The organism is Aeromicrobium sp. JP4, assembly GCF_054957925.1.
Genome location: NZ_CM143290.1, coordinates 1,501,527 through 1,517,940 on the forward strand (window position 1 = coordinate 1,501,527; position 16,414 = coordinate 1,517,940).

At 69.5% G+C, this 16,414-nt stretch carries 15 protein-coding genes; all 15 read right to left on the reverse strand.

Annotated features, from left to right (window positions below; genetic code table 11):
• Positions 1-55 precede the first annotated feature (55 nt).
• A complete protein-coding gene (locus ACY1JX_RS07400) occupies positions 56-733 on the reverse strand; it encodes a TetR/AcrR family transcriptional regulator (protein ID WP_462565734.1) in 678 nt (225 codons plus the stop codon).
• A 63-nt stretch (positions 734-796) separates the two neighbouring features.
• Positions 797-1,276: a MaoC family dehydratase gene (locus ACY1JX_RS07405; RefSeq protein ID WP_181754520.1), complete on the reverse strand. Its 480-nt coding sequence runs from the start codon at positions 1,274-1,276 to the stop codon at positions 797-799.
• Positions 1,277-1,316: 40 nt separating this feature from the next.
• Entirely contained in the window at positions 1,317-2,084 is a 768-nt protein-coding gene (locus tag ACY1JX_RS07410; protein WP_181754518.1) for a crotonase/enoyl-CoA hydratase family protein, read from the reverse strand.
• Between the two features lie 92 nt (positions 2,085-2,176).
• On the reverse strand, positions 2,177-3,754 hold the full coding sequence (locus ACY1JX_RS07415; protein ID WP_462565735.1) for an ABC transporter substrate-binding protein: 1,578 nt from the start codon (positions 3,752-3,754) through the stop codon (positions 2,177-2,179).
• Between the two features lie 163 nt (positions 3,755-3,917).
• The gene (locus ACY1JX_RS07420) at positions 3,918-5,513 is read right to left on the reverse strand and encodes an ABC transporter substrate-binding protein (RefSeq protein ID WP_462565736.1); all 1,596 of its coding nucleotides are present in this window, start codon (positions 5,511-5,513) and stop codon (positions 3,918-3,920) included.
• 101 nt (positions 5,514-5,614) lie between these two features.
• Complete coding sequence (locus tag ACY1JX_RS07425; RefSeq protein WP_462565737.1) at positions 5,615-6,637, reverse strand: phosphotransferase family protein; 1,023 nt, start codon at positions 6,635-6,637, stop codon at positions 5,615-5,617.
• On the reverse strand, positions 6,634-8,160 hold the full coding sequence (locus ACY1JX_RS07430) for a class I adenylate-forming enzyme family protein (RefSeq protein WP_462565738.1): 1,527 nt from the start codon (positions 8,158-8,160) through the stop codon (positions 6,634-6,636). The genes ACY1JX_RS07425 and ACY1JX_RS07430 overlap by 4 nt, the downstream gene beginning before the upstream one ends.
• A 47-nt stretch (positions 8,161-8,207) precedes the next feature.
• Positions 8,208-9,011 (reverse strand): ABC transporter ATP-binding protein, encoded by an 804-nt coding sequence (locus ACY1JX_RS07435; protein ID WP_181754508.1) that lies wholly within the window; start codon positions 9,009-9,011, stop codon positions 8,208-8,210.
• Entirely contained in the window at positions 9,004-9,870 is an 867-nt protein-coding gene (locus tag ACY1JX_RS07440; protein ID WP_181754506.1) for an ABC transporter ATP-binding protein, read from the reverse strand. Before ACY1JX_RS07440 ends, ACY1JX_RS07435 begins: the two co-directional genes overlap by 8 nt.
• Positions 9,867-10,841, reverse strand: coding sequence for an ABC transporter permease (locus tag ACY1JX_RS07445; RefSeq protein WP_181754504.1), 975 nt, complete (start codon positions 10,839-10,841; stop codon positions 9,867-9,869). The genes ACY1JX_RS07440 and ACY1JX_RS07445 overlap by 4 nt, the downstream gene beginning before the upstream one ends.
• Entirely contained in the window at positions 10,838-11,779 is a 942-nt protein-coding gene (locus tag ACY1JX_RS07450) for an ABC transporter permease (RefSeq protein ID WP_181754502.1), read from the reverse strand. Before ACY1JX_RS07450 ends, ACY1JX_RS07445 begins: the two co-directional genes overlap by 4 nt.
• Before the next feature lie 202 nt (positions 11,780-11,981).
• Positions 11,982-13,217 carry an acyl-CoA dehydrogenase family protein gene (locus ACY1JX_RS07455; RefSeq protein WP_286927731.1) on the reverse strand — a complete coding sequence of 412 codons (1,236 nt, stop codon included), beginning with the start codon at positions 13,215-13,217 and terminating at the stop codon, positions 11,982-11,984.
• Between the two features lie 60 nt (positions 13,218-13,277).
• Positions 13,278-14,087: an SDR family oxidoreductase gene (locus tag ACY1JX_RS07460; protein WP_181754498.1), complete on the reverse strand. Its 810-nt coding sequence runs from the start codon at positions 14,085-14,087 to the stop codon at positions 13,278-13,280.
• A 69-nt stretch (positions 14,088-14,156) separates the two neighbouring features.
• Complete coding sequence (locus ACY1JX_RS07465) at positions 14,157-14,849, reverse strand: HAD family hydrolase (protein WP_462565739.1); 693 nt, start codon at positions 14,847-14,849, stop codon at positions 14,157-14,159.
• The gene (locus tag ACY1JX_RS07470; protein WP_462565740.1) at positions 14,846-16,363 is read right to left on the reverse strand and encodes an AMP-binding protein; all 1,518 of its coding nucleotides are present in this window, start codon (positions 16,361-16,363) and stop codon (positions 14,846-14,848) included. The genes ACY1JX_RS07465 and ACY1JX_RS07470 overlap by 4 nt, the downstream gene beginning before the upstream one ends.
• Between the last annotated feature and the right edge of the window lie 51 nt (positions 16,364-16,414).

The window sequence follows — 16,414 nt, forward strand, 5'->3', positions numbered from 1 at the left end:
GACACGACGAAAGGGCCCCTGACGACGAGTCGCCAGGGGCCCTTCGCGTGCGACCTCAGGAGGAGGGCGACGAGATCTTCAGCGCGTTCACCCACAGCTGCGTGAGCGACTCGACCATCTCCTCGATCGTCCACTCCTCGCCCAGCACGAAACGCGAGTACGCCGCCCGGGCGACCATGCCGGACAGGAAGAACGACGCCAGCTTCGGATCGATGTCCTTCGTGGCGATGCCCTGGTCCTGCAGCTGCTTGATGCTCCTGGCGTTGCGCTCGACGAACGCCTCACCGCGCTTGCGTCGCAGGTCGCGGAAGTTGTCGTCGATGTTCGCGACCTGCTCCATCAGCCGCATGAACGGCGCGAAGCGCTGGTAGGACTCGAGGTAGGCGCGGTTCGCCTCACGAATCTGGGCGACCGGGTCGTCCCCGCCGGTGACCGCCCGGACGTCGGGGTGCAGCATCTCCTTCTCGACCTCGGCCTGCACGGCGGAGAAGATCTCCTCCTTGCTGTCGAAGTACGTGTAGAAGGAGCCGGCGGAGATGCCCGCCTCGGTGGTGATGTCCACGAGCCGTGCGTCGAGGAAGCCGTCGCGCTCGAACACGACGCGCGCCGCGTCGATGAGGTTGGCGCGCGTACGCAGCCCACGAGGGGTCGTGGGCAGCTCGCGCGACGGCGCCTCGCCGGAGAAGCCGGCGGAGCGCCGATGGCGCGTCGTACTCTCTGCAGAGCTGCTCATGCCGTCATCCTAAGGGGAATCTGAGGTCGAGTTCGGCTTTGTTACCGCGTGGTCACGAAGGTTCTACTTCGCTTCCACGAGACGTCCGAGGGACTCGGCCACCGCGACCGGCTTCTCCGAGCCCTCACGCTCGAAGACCTGACGAGCGCGCAGCTGGACGCCGCCGGGCACGTGGTCGATCGAGATGACCTCGGTCGTCATGCGCACGCGCGATCCGATGGGCAGCGGCGCGGGGAACCGCACCTTCTCGTAGCCGTAGTTGAGGCTGTGCGCGAACGCCTCGAACGAGATGAGCGAGTAGGAGAACGCCGGTCCGAGCGACAGGCTGTAGAGGCCGTGCGCGATGGTCGTGCCGAGCGGGCTCTGCGCGGCACGGTCGGGATCGACGTGGATCCACTGGTGGTCGCCGGTCGCGTCGGCGAACGCGTTGACGCTCTCCTGCGTGACGTCGTGCCACTCGGTCGGGCCGATCGTCTTGCCGATGAGGGCCTCGAGGTCGGCGACGTTCTGCGGGCGGACGGGCAGCTGGGTGGTGTCGGTCAAGGTTCTGTCCTTCGTGAGTGGTGGTGGTGTGAAATCGGGGTCAGCGTCCGCGCCAGACGGGCGCGCGGCGCTCGGCGAACGCGGTGGCGCCCTCGCGGGCGTCCTCCGACGTGCTGACCTTCATGGCGATGGGCTCCTGCTGCTTCCAGCCCTCGGCCATGCCCCAGTCGGCGGCGTTCTCGAGCACGTACTTGGTGCCCTCGAGGGCCAGCGGCGCGTTGTCGACCAGCTGCTGCGCCAGCTCGAGCGCGACCTCGAGGGCCTGGCCGGGCTCGGCGACACGGTTGACCAGGCCGACCTGGTACAGCCGCTCGACCGGGAGGTGGTCGCCGGTCAGCCCGATCTCCGCGGCCACGTGGTACGGGATCCGCTGCGCGAGGCGCAGCAGGCCACCACCGGCGGCGATGAGGGAGCGCTTGACCTCGGGAAGGCCGAGCTTGGCGTCCGAGGCGGCCACGATCAGGTCGCACGCGAGGGCCATCTCCAGGCCCCCGGCGACGGCGAAGCCCTCGATCGCGGCGATGAGCGGGGTCTTGGGGCCGCGCGTGGCGAAGCCGCCGAAGCCCCGGTCCTCGAACGCCGGGAAGTCACCCTCGAGGAAGGCCTTGAGGTCCATGCCGGCGCTGAAGCCGCGGCCCTCGCCGCGGATGATGCCGACCACGAGCGACGGGTCGGCGTCGAGCTCGTCAAGCACCGCCGCCATCTCGCGCGCCACCTGTCCGTTCACCGCGTTGCGGGCGTCGGGGCGGTTCAGGGTGATCAGCAGGGCCCGGCCGTCCAGGACCTTCTCGCTGAGTACGACTGACATGAATCTCCTTGTGCTGGTCGCCGGTGGCACCGGCGGTGGATCAGGACGTGAGGAGGCGGGCGCCCCGTGCTGCGCGGGGCGCCCGCCGGCTCTCACTCGACCGCGCGGATGCTCCGCAGGTCGACGGTGCGGTACGTCGCGTTGAACGTGAGTCCGTCGGCGAAGTAGTTGGCGATGGGCCACAGCAGCGGCACCAGGTTCGTCTGCTCAAGCAGCGCGGCCTCGGCCTTGCCCCAGTTCTCGCAGCGCTCCTCGCCCAGCGAGCCGGTCGCGGCCGCCGAGTACTTGTCGAAGTCGTCGTTGCGGGTCCGGCCGAAGTTGTACGAGCCGCCCTCACCGAGGTTCGAGCTCATCTTCGTCACGAGCGGGTACGGGTGCGGGGCCGCGCTGAGGTACGGGAACACGATGACGTCCCAGTCGCCCTCGTCGCCGTAGACGATGGCACCGGCCTGGGCCTGCGTGCCGTTCGTGACCTTGACGTCGATGCCGACCTTGCGCAGGGCGTCCGCGACGTAGTCCGGGCCGGAGTTCTGCACGTCGTAGCCGAGCAGGCGCACCGTCAGCTTCTTGCCGCCGGGACCGTAGCCCGCGGCCTCGAGGTCGGCCTTGGCCTGGTCCTCGTCGAACTTCAGGCCGATGTCGCCGTTGGACTCGGTGTAGCAGTCCATGTTCGGCGTGATGACCGTGTTCACCGGCTCGCCGACACCGAAGGACGCGGCCTTCGTGTACGCGGCGGCGTCGATCGCCTGGGCGACGACCCGGCGCAGGCGCTCGTCGGACATGGGCGCCTCGGGACGCTGGTTGAACGTCAGCGAGTCGGCCTCGAAGGCCTTGCCCTGGATGAACTCGTGGTTGGACTCGAGTCGCTCCGAGTCACGACCGAGGATGCCGGCGATGTCGGTCTCACCGGTCTCGAAGAGGTTGGCGCGCGTCGCGTCGTTCGTGATGACGCGGAACGTGATCTTGGCGGGGACGCTCTTGGGGTCCTCCAGCGCGGGCGAGCCCCAGGCCTCGAGCTCGTAGGTGTCGCCGCGCTTGAGCGAGGCGACCTTGTAGGGGCCCGAGCCCTGCGGAGCCGTGGCGAGCGCCTCGGTGTCCTCCAGGCCCTTCGGGCAGATCACGAAGGCGGTCGACATGCTGTCGAGCAGGTCCGAGTGGGGGTCGTTCACCTCGATCGAGACGGTGCGGGCGGCGTCGTCGGCGACGATGTCCTTCACTCCCCCGGCGCCGAAGAGGCGGCCCGTGTAGATGGAGCCCGTCTTCGGATCGGCGAGGCGCTTCATCGAGTTCGCGATGTCTGTGGCCGTGAGGTCGGTGCCGTCACTGCACTTCAGGCCCTCACGGAAGGTCATGTCGATCTTCGTCGTGGTGACCTCCCAGTCCGTGGCCATGGCGGGGACGTACTCGCCCGACTTCATGTCGCGGCGGACCGGCGTGTCGTAGAGCGCCTCGTACATCTGCACGGCGCCCTGGTCGGCGGCGGTGAGGAAGGGGTCGAAGGTGTCCACGTCGTTGCGCAGGTCCATGACCACCTTGTCGGGCGCCTGACCGGCGACACGGTCGCCGCCTTCGTCGGAGCCTCCACAGGCAGCGAGGATCGAGGTCGACAGCGCGAGTGCGCCGGCGAGGCCGACCGTGCGGCGCCACGGACGGGTTCGGGGAGAGGTCATCGGTCATCCTTCGTCGAGGGGCCTGAATCCGAATTCAGGTTCTTGAGTCGAGTGTGACGGAGGTCACCAGAAATATCAATACTGAACTCAGTTTCATTTACAGCGAAGGCCGGCCCCCCGGGTGAGGGAACCCAGGAGGACCGGCCGCTCGCGGCGTGGAGGCTCAGCCCTTCACGCGAATCGTCCGCAGATCGGTGGTGCGGTAGCCCGTCTCGAAGGTCAGGTCCTTCGAGAAGTAGTTGGCGATCGGCCACATCATCGGCACGACGTCGGCGCGCTCGAGCAGGGCCGCCTCGGCCTTGCTCCAGTTCTCGCACCGCTCGTCACCCGTGGTCGCGGGTGCCAGCGCGGCGTACTTGTCGAACTCGGCGTTCTTGATGCGACCGAAGTTGTACGAGCCGCCCTCACCGAGGTTCGAGCTCATCTTCGTCACGGCCGGGTACAGGTGCGGCGCGGGGGCGTTCATCGGGAAGACCAGCAGGTCCCACTCCCCCTGGTCGCCGTAGACGATGCCCGCGGCCTGGGCCAGCGTGCCGTTGGTGATCTCGACCTTCATGCCGATCTCGCGCAGCGCGTCGGCGACGTACTCCGGGCCGGAGTTCTGCAGGTCGTAGCCCAGCAGACGCACCGTGAGCTCCTTGCCGCCGGCACCGTAGCCCGCGGCCTCGAGGTCGGCCTTCGCCTGGTCCTTGTCGAACTTCGGCTTCAGGTCGCCGTTGCTCTCGACGTAGCAGTCCATGTTGGGCGTGGCCAGGGTGTCGATCGCCTCGCCGACGTCGAACGACGCCGCCTTCGTGTAGGACTCGGCGTCGAGCGCCTGCGCCACGACGCGGCGCAGCTTCTCGTCCGCGAACGGCGCACCGTCGCGCTGGTTGAACACGACCGAGTCGGACTGGAACGCCTTGCCCTGGATCGGCTCCACGGTCGCCTCGAGGCGCTTGGAGTCACGGCCCACGACGCTGACGATGTCGGCGCCGTCGGTGTCGACGAGGTTCGCGCGGGTGGAGTCGGAGGTCACGACGCGGTAGGTCAGCTTCGCCGGGACGCTCTCGGGGTCCTCGAGCGCGGGCGAGCCCCAGGCCTCGAGCTCGTATGTGTCGCCACGCTTCATCGAGGTGACCTTGTAGGGGCCGGAGCCCTGCGGGGTCGTGGCGAGCGCCTCGGTGTCCTCGAGGCCCTTCGGGCACACGATGAACGCGGTCGCCATGCTGTCGATCAGGTCCGAGTGCGGCTCGTTGACCTCGACCGAGACGGTGTTCGCGGCGTCGTCGCCGACGATCTCCTTCACGCCGCCGGCGCCGAAGAAGCGGCCGGTGTAGATGGAGCCCGTCTTCGGGTCGGCCAGGCGCTTGAGCGAGTTGGCGATGTCGGTCGGCTTGAGGTCCGAGCCGTCGCTGCACTTCAGGCCCGACTTGAGCTCGAAGTCGATCTTGGTGGCGGTGGCCTCCCACTTCGTGGCCATCGCGGGCTCGTACTCGCCGGTCTTCCAGTTGCGGCGCACGAGCGTGTCGTAGAGCGCCTCGTACATCTGGACCGCGCCCTGCTCGGCGGCGGTCAGCATCGGGTCGAAGGTGTCGACGTCGTTGCGCAGCACCAGCGTCGCCTCGTCGGGCGCCTCACCGGAGGTGCCGGCGGACGACGACGAGCCGCCGCCACACGCGGTCAGGAGGGACACGGCCAGGGCGACGACGGCTGCCGACCCCAGTCCGCGGCGCAGCGCGGACCGGCGATCCGCGCGGCTTCGGTGGTTCAACTTCATGCTCGACCTCTCACATACTCAGGGCTGCCGGCGGGGGGCACGGCACCGCACCATCGTATATGAACTTGGTTTCATGTTTACTTGCAGGGGGGTGGCTCAGGTCACAGGCCGACGGCCCGCGCCTCGAGGTCGGCCCGCTGCATCAGCGCGTCGATCAGCTCGGGCGAGACCTGCCCGGTCACGGCCTTGTTGCGCGGGTCGTCGATCGAGCGGCGCAGCACGCCCTCGGCGATGATCGCGATCTTCCACAGGCCCAGCACGTACCAGAAGCCGATGGCCGAGACGTCGCGCCCGGTGGCCCGCGCGTACTCCTCCACGAGCTCGGCGCGCGTCGGGAACCCGGGCAGGGTCGGGCCCTGGAAGCCGGTCACGATCTCGTCGTCGGCCTGCGGCCAGTACGCCAGCAGGCCGCCCAGGTCGGCCAGCGGGTCGCCCAGGGTCGACAGCTCCCAGTCGAGCACCGCGGTCACGCGGCCCGCCCGGGGATCGGTGATGACGTTCATGAGGTGGAAGTCGCCGTGCACCAGCGACAGCCCCTGGTCCCCCGGGACGTTCGCCGTCAGCCGCGCGGCCAGGTCGTCCACGATGGGCAGCTCACGCGTGCGCGACTGCTCCCACTGGCGGTGCCAGCGGCGCAGCTGACGCTCGGCGTAGGGCGAGTGGCTCGCGAGGTCGACCAGCTCGGCCTTCTCCAGGTCGACGGCGTGCACCTCGCCCAGCGTGGACGCCAGGGACAGGCCGATCTCGCGGCGCGTCTCCTCGGGCACGGACTCGACCGCCTCGATCGTGTCGAGCACGCGCCCGTCGACGAAGTCCATCAGCATGAGCGGCGCGTCGGTGACCGCCGGGTCGTTGGTGAACCCGTGGATCGTCGGCACCGGCACACCCGTGCCCTGGAGTCCGGACATGATCCGGTGCTCGCGCTCCACGTCGTGGGCCGACGCCAGCAGCTTGCCCAGCGGCGGGCGGCGCATGATCCAGCGGTGGCCGGCGGTGTCGGTCACCAGGAACGTCAGGTTCGACTGCCCGGCGCCGACGCGCTCGAAGTTCAGCGGGCCCTCGGCCTCGATGCCGAGGGTCTCGATCCAACGGGCGATGGGCTCGGTCTCGATCAGCTGCGTCACGAGATGCTCCTCTCACGGGTGACCTTCACGCCCTGCTCCCGGACCGTCCCGCGGTCCAGCTGGCGCTTGAGGATCTTGCCGGTCGAGCCCTTGGGCAGCTCGCGGACCTCCTGGTAGATGCGCGGCACCTTGTAGGCGGCGAGGCGCTCCTCCAGCCAGGCCCGCAGCTGCGCGGTGTCGACCTCGCGTCCGGGATGGGTCGCGAACACGGCCGCGACCTCCTCCCCCAGCCGCTCGTCGGGCACGCCGATCACGGCGACCTCGCGCAGGTCGGGATGCGTGTAGAGGACCTCCTCGATCTCGCGCGGGTAGACGTTGTAGCCGCCGCGGATGACCAGGTCCTTCTTCCGGTCGAGGATCCAGATGTCGCCGTCCTCGTCCTGCTTGCCGATGTCGCCGGTGAGGAACCACTCGCCGCGCATCACCTCGGCCGTGGCCTCGGGGCGGCGCCAGTAGCCCTTCATGATGACGGGGCCCGCGAGGGCGACCTCGCCCCGCTCGCCCGGTGCCGTGGGGTTGCCCTCGGGATCGACGACGCGCGCCTTCATGCGCGCCAGGGCCGGTCCGACCGAGCCCTCCTTGCGACGCACGCTGAGCTTGGCCGACGTGCCGGCGCCCGTGGTCTCGCTGAGGCCGTAGCCGTCGAGCACGCGGCAGCCGAAGCGCTCGCGGAACGCGTCGGCGACCGCGAGCGGCAGCGCGGCGCCGCCGGAGAGCGCGTGGGTCAGGCTGGCCAGGTCGTCGCGCGAGAGGTCGACGTCGGCGTGGAGCATCGCGTTCCACATCGTCGGGACGCCCGCCAGCACCGTCAGCTGGTGGGCGGCGGCCATCCTCAGCAGCGCCTCGCCGCTGAAGGGACGCAGCAGCGACAGGCTCGCACCCACGTGGAACGTCGCCATCATCACGCAGACCTGCCCGAACACGTGGAAGAGCGGCAGCGCCGTCCCGACCCGGTCCGAGCTGTCGCTCCCGAGCGTGCCCGAGACGATCTCGGCACAGGCCGCGAGGTTGCCGTGCGTGAGCTCGGCGCCCTTCGGCTTGCCCGTGGTGCCCGACGTGTAGAGCAGGACGGCGGTGTCGTCGGTCTCCCTCGCGCGGGGCAGGTCCAGGTCGGCGCCCGGTCCCACCTCGATGTCACCGGCCTCCAGGGTCCACAGCTCGATGCCCGTGGCCTCGGCGGCCCGTCGGGCGACGTCGGCCGTCTCGTGCCAGGCGATCGCCAGCGAGCACTCGGCGTCGGTGAGGAAGTACTCCAGCTCGACGGCGGTCGACGCGGAGTTCACCGTCACGCCGATCGCGCCCGAGGCGAGGATCGCCTGGTGGACCACGGCGAACTCCTGGGAGGTCGGCGCCACCAGCAGCACCCGGTCCCCGGGCTCGATCCCGGCCCGCACGAGGCGGTCGGCCCAGGCGGAGGCGAGGTCCCGCACCTGCGCGTAGGTCCAGGCCTGGTCGCCCACGCGCAGCGCGATGCTGTCCGGAGCGGTCCGGGCGTGGTCCCAGAGGCGATCGACGGCGTTCATGTCATGACTCCTCTCGCTCCCGCGGGAGCGATCGACGGGTGGAAGGATCAGAGCGCGGCGACGGGCTCGTGGCGCGCACGCCAGCGGCTCCCGCCCAGCGTCGGCACGGCCGACAGCAACGCCTTCGTGTACTCCTGCTGGGGCGCGTCGAACACGGCGTCGGCCGTGCCGGACTCGACCATCTCGCCGTGCCGCATGACGTAGACGTGATCGGCCAGGTAGCGGATCACCGACAGGTCGTGCGAGATGTACAGCATCGAGACGTCGAGCTCGCGCTGCAGCTGGCGCAACAGGTTGAGGATGCGCGCCTGCACCGAGACGTCGAGCGACGCGGTGACCTCGTCGAGGATCATCAGCGACGGCTCGAGGGCCAGGGCACGGGCGATCGACACGCGCTGCAGCTGACCACCCGAGAGCTGGTGGGGGTAGCGACGCATGGCGGCCTTGGGCACACCGACCTTGTCCAGCAGGTCCAGCGCGGTCACGGCGCACGACTGCGACGTGATGCGCTTGCCGGTGGCGACGCTGACGGCCTCCTGGACGGCCATCGCGATCTCCATGCGGGGGTTGAGCGAGGCGTGCGGGTCCTGGAACACCAGCTGGGCCTTGCCGCGCAGGAGACGCAGCGCCTTGCCCTTCGGGTTGGTCACGTCGTCGCCGTCGAGCAGGATCCGACCCTTCGTCACGGGCGTCAGGCCGATCGCGGCGCGCGCGATGGACGACTTGCCCGAGCCGGACTCGCCGACGAGGCCCACGGTGGATCCGGTGGGGACGGTCAGGTTGATGCCCTTGACCGCCGTGAAAGGGGGCGGGCCCGGGTAGGTGACTTCGACGTTCTCCAGCTCAAGCATGGTTCATCTCCCGTTCGACGTCGAACTGCCCGTCCTCGATCGTCACGAGGTCCTCGGTGCGGTCGGTGTTGAGGTCCGGGACCGCGCGGATCAGTCCCTGGGTGTAGGGGTGGTCGGGCCCGGAGAGCAGCTTCGCGGTGGTGAGGTCCTCCACGATCTCGCCGCGGAACATCACGATGATCCGGTCGCACACCTCCGACAGCAGGGAGATGTTGTGCGAGATCAGCAGCACGGCGCTGCCCTTGCGGTCGTTGAGGTCGCACAGCAGCTGCATGACCTGCGCCTGCACCGTCACGTCGAGCGCGGTGGTCGGCTCGTCGGCCAGGATCAGGCTCGGCTCGCCCATCAAGCCCATGGCGATCATCGTGCGCTGGCGCATGCCGCCCGAGAGCTCGTGCGGGTACTGCTTGAGCCGCTTCTCGGGCTCGGTGATGCGCACGTCCTCCAGGCTGCGGATGGCCAGGTCGCGGGCTTCCTTCTTCGACAGGCCCTTGTGCTCGCGCACGGTCTCGATCATCTGCGCCCCGATCTTGCGGGCGGGGTTGAGCGAGGACATCGGGTCCTGGAAGACCATCGCGAGGTCGGTGCCGAGCACGCTCCGCAGCTCGCGGTCCGAGCCGTTCACCAGGTCGTGACCGTCGTAGTCGACCCGGTCCGCGGTCATGGCCAGGCCCTTGGGCAGCAGCCGCGACACCGCCAGCGAGGTGAGGGTCTTGCCGCTTCCGGACTCCCCCACGATGCCGACGATCTCGCCACGCTTCAGCGAGAAGGAGACGTCGCGCACGAGCGGCGGGACGTCGTCCCGGCCCTCGATGGTGATCGAGAGATTGCGCACGTCGAGCAGGATGTCGTCGTTCATGGGCGTCCCTTCCTGGTCTCGGTCTCCATGCCGGGGTCGATGGTGATCTCGGGCTCGATGGCGGCAGTCGCCGCACTGGAGCGCCGGAACTTCGAGCGGAACAGGCTGGGCCGCTCGTTCCACAGCACGGGGTTGACCGCACGGGCCACCGCGTCACCGAAGAGGTTGACCGCGAGGCCGGTGATGAGGATCAGCGTCGCCGGCACGAGGGCGGCGTACGGGTTGAGGTAGAAGTTCTTGACGCCGTCGGTGAGCATCTGGCCCCAGTCGAACTGCGGCGACTGGATGCCCAGTCCCAGGAAGCTCAGCGAGGACATCGCCATGATGCCCTCGGCGACGGTCGTGAAGGTCACGATCACGAGGCTGTCGGCCACGTTGCGCCCGACGTACCGGGTGCCGATGCCCGACTTGCTCACACCGACGACCTGGGCGGCGGACATGTAGTCCCGCACCATGACCGAGTCGACGAGGCTGTAGGTGAAGCGGGCGAAGTGCGGGGTGAACGCCACACCGATGGCCAGCACGGCACCCTTGGCGCCGACGCCGACGATCGCGACGACCACGACGGCCAGCAGGATGTCGCCGAAGCCCATCATCGTGTCGATGACGGTGCCGCCGACCTTGCGGACGCGAGGTCCGCCGGCGGCGATCAGCCCGCCGATGAGCCCGCCGACCACCATCGCGAACAGCACCGCGGCCGACGCGTAGAGGATCGAGAGCCGGGTCGCGGCCAGCGTGCGGGTGAAGATGTCGCGGCCCAGGGCGTCGGTGCCGAAGCGGTAGTCCGCGGACGGACCCTCGCTCGAGCGCGCCATGTCGCTGACGACGGCCTGCTCGCCGAAGCCGTTCGGGCCCATGATCACCAGGACGGTGAGGCCCAGCAGGATCAGGCCGGAGATGATGCCGGTGGGCGTCGCGAGGAACGCCCGGAACATCTGCTTGGCGCTGCTCTCGCGCTTGTGCTGCTTCATCGGCCCGCCTCCATGGTCCGGGGATCGACGATCCCGAGGATGATGTCCACCAGCGCGTTGACCACGACCACCGCGAAGCCGAGCAGCAGGACGATGCCCTGCACGACCGGGTAGTCGCCGACGAGGACGCTGTGGACGAGGGTCGTGCCCAGGCCGAGCCGGGCGAAGACCTGCTCGACGATCACCGCGCCGCCGAGCAGGCTGGCGAACGTGACGCCGCCCATCGCCAGCATCGTGGTGATCGAATTCGGGAACACGTGCGCGAGGTAGAGCTTGCGCGTGGGCAGCCGCTTGCTGCGTGCGGTGCGGACGTACGGCGACTCGAGCACCTCCAGCGTGCGGACGCGGACGAGTCGGGCGATCGAGGCCGCCGGTCGGATCGCGATGGCGATCGCCGGGAGCACGGCCGCGTTGAGCGAGCCGGAGCCGGCCACCGGGAAGATCTGCCACGTCACGGCGAAGAAGAACGCCAGGAAGGTCGCGATCAGGTACTGCGGGATCGAGGCCATCGCACCGGTCGAGCCACTGAAGATGACCTCGAACGTGCGGTGCCCGTTGCGGGTCATCACGGCGCCGATGATGCCCATCGGCAGGCCGACGAGCAGGATGATCGCCATGCCGAAGATGGCCAGCTGGGCGGTGGGCCCGATCTTCTGGGCGATCTCGGCGGTGACGGGCTGGTTCGTCGCGAAGGACGTGCCCATGTCACCGCGCAGGAGTCCGCCCACGTAGTCGAGGAACTGCTGGTACATGGGCTGGTCGAGGCCGAGGCGCTCACGAGCCACCTGCACGGCCTGCTCGTCCGCGTCCATGCCGGCCACGAGCCGGGCGGGATCGCCCGGGGCGAGGTGCATCATCAGGAAGGTGAGGGTGGTGATCGCCACCAGCACGAAGGCGAGCCGGACGAGCCGGGACACCAGGAACCGACGCCATTTCATGTCACATCGTCTCCATCAGCATTGGTCGATCTCCTGGAAGTTCGGGGGGTCTCGGGGTGCTCAGGGGGCTGCGCGGACCGGCCGTATGCCGTCCGTCACACCCTAATTCATAGTTGAAATCAAGTTCAGTTCGTGGGGTGTAGTACCGCCCCACCGGGCGGCTGGGAACAGGGAAAGCGTCCCCAGCCACCCGTCGCGGGGGTCAGGCGCGAGCGTCGCGCTCGTTGGTGCGGCGGCGCAGCTCGACGCGGGCGAGGGTGCGCTTGTGGACCTCGTCGGGTCCGTCGGCGATCCGCAGGGTGCGCTGGTGGGCGTAGAACGACGCGAGCGGGAAGTCGTCGGTGACGCCACCGCCGCCGTGGACCTGGATCGCGCGGTCGATGATCTTCAGCGCGATCTCGGGCGCCTTGACCTTGATCGCGGCGATCTCGACCCGGGCCTTCTGGTTGCCCACGGTGTCCATCAGCCACGCGGTCTTGAGCACCAGCAGACGGGTCGCCTCGATCTCGATGCGGGCCTCGGCGATCCAGTCCTGGATGTTCGCGCGGTCAGCGACCGGCTGACCGAACGTGGTCCGCGACTGGGCGCGGTCGATCATCAGGTCCAGCGCACGCTCAGCCATGCCGATCGAGCGCATGCAGTGATGGATCCGGCCCGGCCCGAGGCGGGCCTGACTGATCATGAAGCCGTCGCCCTCACCGGCCAGCAGCGCCGTCTTGGGAACACGCACGTCCTCGAACAGGATCTCGGCGTGGCCCTCACGGTCCAGGTAGCCGAACACCGGCAGACCGCGGACCACGGTGACGCCGGGGGTGTCGATCGGGACGACCATCATCGACTGCTGACGGTGGGTCTCGGCCTCGAGGTTGGTCTTGCCCATCACGATCAGGACCTTGCAGTTCGCGTGCAACGCGTTCGACGCGAACCACTTGCGACCGTTCAGCACGTACTCGTCGCCGTCGGGAACCATCCGCAGCTCCACGTTCGTCGCGTCCGAGGAGGCCACCGCCGGCTCGGTCATGCAGAACGCCGACGCCATCTCGCCCGCGAGCAGCGGCTTGAGGTACTTCTCCTTGTGCTCCTCGGTGCCGAACAGCTGCAGCACCTCCATGTTCCCGGTGTCAGGAGCGTTGCAGTTGATCGCCTCAGGAGCCAGGTACGGACTCCGTCCCGTGATCTCCGCCAACGGCGCGTACTCGAGGTTGCTGAGGCCGGGCGAGCCCCACTCCTCGTTCTTGTGCGGGTGGAACAGGTTCCACAGACCCAGCGAACGCGCCGTCTTCTTGAGGTCCTCCAGCACCGGCGGGTGGAAGTTCGGGTTCCCCGACTCCGCCATCTGCTGGTGGTACACGGCCTCGGCCGGGTAGACGTGCTCGTCCATGAAGGCGAGCAACCGCTCCTGGTACTCCTTGGCGGTGTCGGAGAGTTCGAAATGCATGGGGTCAGCTCCTTGCTGGTCGCGTCGGGTCTCGACGAGGTGGAATCAGGGTGAGGGGGATCAGGCGAGGGAGGCTTGGTAGCGGCGCATGCCGGCGAGCCAGCGATCGATGTCGCCGGTCTTGCGCGACTGGAACACCGCGACCTCGGGGTGCGGCAGGATGAGGAACTGCTCGGCCTCCATGGCCCGCAGCACGATCGCGGCCACCTCGTCGGCCTCGAGCACGCCACCGGCGTCGGTGACGGCCTGCGCGGCACGGCGCTGCGTCTCGTTGGTGATGGGGGCGCCGCCGGTGAGCATGTCGGTGTTGACGCCCATGGGGCACAGGCAGCTGACGGCGACTCCCTGGTCGCCGTACGTGATCGAGAGCCACTCGGCGAAGGCCACGGCACCGTGCTTGGAGACCGAGTAGGTCGCCGAGCCGATCTGCGTGAGCAGCCCGGCCGCCGAGGCGGTCGAGACGAAGTAGCCCTGGCCGCGCTCGACCCAGCCGGGGACGAGCAGGCGAGCCGCGCGCACGTGGGCCATGACGTTGACCTGGTGGGCGAGGTCCCAGTCCTCCTCGGAGGCGTCCAGGTCCACTCCCCCGCCGACTCCGGCGTTGGCGAAGTAGATGTCGACCGGGCCGAAGGACTCCTCGGCGGCGGCGACGAGCTTCTCGATCTGGTCGGTGCGGGACACGTCACCGGCGACCGCCACGGCCGAGCCGGGCGTGGCCTCGTTGAGGCGGGCGGCCACGGACTCGACGCCGTCGGCCTTCAGGTCCGCGAGGACGACGCGCGCGCCGCCGGCGACCAGCGCGTCGGCCAGGGCGGCGCCGATGCCGCCACCGGCTCCGGTGACGACGGCGACCTTGCCGTTGATGTCCATGCTGTTCCTCCGAGTCGAGTGACGTGGTTCACAGTGCCCCGTCATCATAATCTGAAGTCGGACTCAACTTCAAGTCGTTGGGACCGACGAATCCGCGTCCAGCGTTCCGGGCGCCAGCCCGAGCAGCTCCGTGAGCGCGGTGATCGTCTCGGCGGCGTCGCGGTGCACGATCCCGCCCAGGCCCAGCGCCGCGGCCGCGCGGATGTTCATCGCGAGGTCGTCGATCATGATCGCCTCGGAGGGCCGGACACCCAGCCGCTCGCACGCGATCTCGTACAGCGCACGCGACGGCTTGCGGACCCCCTCGCGGCCCGAGATGGCCTGGACGTCGAACAGCTCGTCGAGGCCGTGCCCCGTGTAGCAGTCGCGACCGAGCGAGTTCGAGACCAGCGCCACCGCGATGCCCTCGTCCTTGAGTCGTCGCACGAGCGCCGTCATCGCGGGATCGGGGTGCAGGTCGCGCTGCATGCGGGCGATCAGGCCCTGGGGCTCCACGGTGGCCCCGCGTACCGCGAGGGCGCGGGCGACCGCCTCCTCGAACGCCTCGTCCTCGATGCGGCCGCACTCGTGGTCGACGAGGGCGGCCCGCGCCTCCTCGTCGTCGGTCAGCGCCCGCACGAGCGCGTCGGGATCGCCGCACTCCTCGCGGCTGAAGCGCTCGAACGAGGCGAAGACGCTGCCGGTGAGGACTCCCCCGAAGTCGAACAGCACCGCGCGGGGCGGTTCGGCCGAGGCGACGACGCGGGCGTCGTTGTCGCTCACCGGGCCTGCGCCCGGGACGCGGCGTGCGCGATCTCGCGCAGCTGGTCCTTGTCGATCGAGCGCTTGAGGATCTTGCCCGTGGCGCCCTTGGGCAGCGCGTCGACGAACGAGTAGATGCGCGGGACCTTGTAGGCCGAGAGTCGCTGCTTCGCCCAGGCGCGGAGGTCCTCGCCGGTCAGCTCTGCGCCGGGCGCCAGGGCGATCACCGCGGCGATCTCCTCGCCGTAGTGGTCGTCGGGGATCCCGACGACGGCGACCTCGACGATGTCGGGGTGCTCATAGAGCACCTCCTCCACCTCGCGCGGGTAGACGTTGTAGCCGCCGCGGATCACGAGGTCCTTCACGCGGTCCACGATCGTGAGGTACCCGTCGGCGTCGACCGAGCCGAGGTCGCCGGACTTGAGCCAGCCGTCCTTCAGCTCGGCGGCGTTGGCCTCGGGGCGGTTCCAGTAGCCCTTCATCACGGTCGGGCCCTTGATGAAGACCTCGCCGACCTCGCCCGGCGCGAGCACCTGGCCGCTGCCGTCGCGGATCTCGACCTCGGTGCCGGGCAGCGTCGGTCCGGTGGTGCCGGTGCGCTGCTCGCGGTGGATGTCGTTGAACGTCGCGGCGCCGGTCGTCTCGGTCAGGCCGTAGCCCTCGAGGATCGTGCAGCCGAACCGGTCGGTGAACGCGCGGATCACCTCGACGGGCAGCGACGCGCCGCCCGAGCTGGCCATCCGCAGCGAGGCGAAGTCCTCGGGCTGCCAGTCACCCTGGGCGTGCAGCATCGCGTTCCACATCGTGGGGACGCCCGAGACCGTGGTCAGCTGGTCCTGCTTGACCATGTCGAGCATCTTCGCGGGGTCGAACGGCGACAGCAGCGAGAAGGACGCGCCGATCGCGAGGGCCGTGTTCATGCAGACGGCCTGGCCGAAGACGTGGAACAGCGGCAGCGCGGTGCCGAAGCGGTCCTCACCCGTCAGCTCCAGCACGGGCAGGAACGAGTCGACCGTGCGGTCGAGGTTTGCGGCCGTGAGCTCGGCGCCCTTCGGCCGGCCCGTGGTGCCTGAGGTGTAGAGGATGATCGCCGTGTCGTCCGGCGCATGGTCGTGCGCCTCCAGCAGCGGCTCGCCCGGGAGCTCCAGCCCGGGGCGCAGCTCCCACAGCTCGATGCCGCGGTCGGCGGCCGCGGCGCGGGCCGCGTCGGAGCACTCGTGCCACGCGATGACGAGCGTGGCACCCGAGTCGTCGAGCACGTAGCCGATCTCCGGGGCCGTGGACATCACGTTCATCGTCGTCACGGTCACGCCCGCGGCATGGAGGCCGTAGTAGACCTCGGGGAACTCGGGGATCGTCGGGGCGATGAACAGCACGCGGTCGAGCGGAGCCAGGCCGGCCGAGCGCACCGCGCCGGCCACGCGCTGGTTCGTCTCACGCAGCTCACCGAACGTGATCGTCCGGGGTGAGCGGATCGCCACCCGGTCCGGCTCGGAGTCGGCGTGGGCCCAGACCCGCGAAACGATGTTGACCATGCGTCGTCCTTCGATCAATCTCGGTGTGACGCGCCTCATGGGGCTGCGTCA

Excerpts from the sequence above, each read along its gene's own strand:
- ACY1JX_RS07400 (WP_462565734.1), bottom strand. The coding sequence starts at position 733 with ATGAGCAGCTCTGCAGAGAGTACGACGCGCCATCGGCGCTCCGCCGGC.
- ACY1JX_RS07410 (WP_181754518.1), bottom strand. The coding sequence starts at position 2,084 with ATGTCAGTCGTACTCAGCGAGAAGGTCCTGGACGGCCGGGCCCTGCTG.
- ACY1JX_RS07415 (WP_462565735.1), bottom strand. The coding sequence starts at position 3,754 with ATGACCTCTCCCCGAACCCGTCCGTGGCGCCGCACGGTCGGCCTCGCC.
- ACY1JX_RS07420 (WP_462565736.1), bottom strand. The coding sequence starts at position 5,513 with ATGAAGTTGAACCACCGAAGCCGCGCGGATCGCCGGTCCGCGCTGCGC.
- ACY1JX_RS07430 (WP_462565738.1), bottom strand. The coding sequence starts at position 8,160 with ATGAACGCCGTCGATCGCCTCTGGGACCACGCCCGGACCGCTCCGGAC.
- ACY1JX_RS07435 (WP_181754508.1), bottom strand. The coding sequence starts at position 9,011 with ATGCTTGAGCTGGAGAACGTCGAAGTCACCTACCCGGGCCCGCCCCCT.
- ACY1JX_RS07440 (WP_181754506.1), bottom strand. The coding sequence starts at position 9,870 with ATGAACGACGACATCCTGCTCGACGTGCGCAATCTCTCGATCACCATC.
- ACY1JX_RS07445 (WP_181754504.1), bottom strand. The coding sequence starts at position 10,841 with ATGAAGCAGCACAAGCGCGAGAGCAGCGCCAAGCAGATGTTCCGGGCG.
- ACY1JX_RS07450 (WP_181754502.1), bottom strand. The coding sequence starts at position 11,779 with ATGAAATGGCGTCGGTTCCTGGTGTCCCGGCTCGTCCGGCTCGCCTTC.
- ACY1JX_RS07455 (WP_286927731.1), bottom strand. The coding sequence starts at position 13,217 with ATGCATTTCGAACTCTCCGACACCGCCAAGGAGTACCAGGAGCGGTTG.
- ACY1JX_RS07460 (WP_181754498.1), bottom strand. The coding sequence starts at position 14,087 with ATGGACATCAACGGCAAGGTCGCCGTCGTCACCGGAGCCGGTGGCGGC.
- ACY1JX_RS07470 (WP_462565740.1), bottom strand. The coding sequence starts at position 16,363 with ATGGTCAACATCGTTTCGCGGGTCTGGGCCCACGCCGACTCCGAGCCG.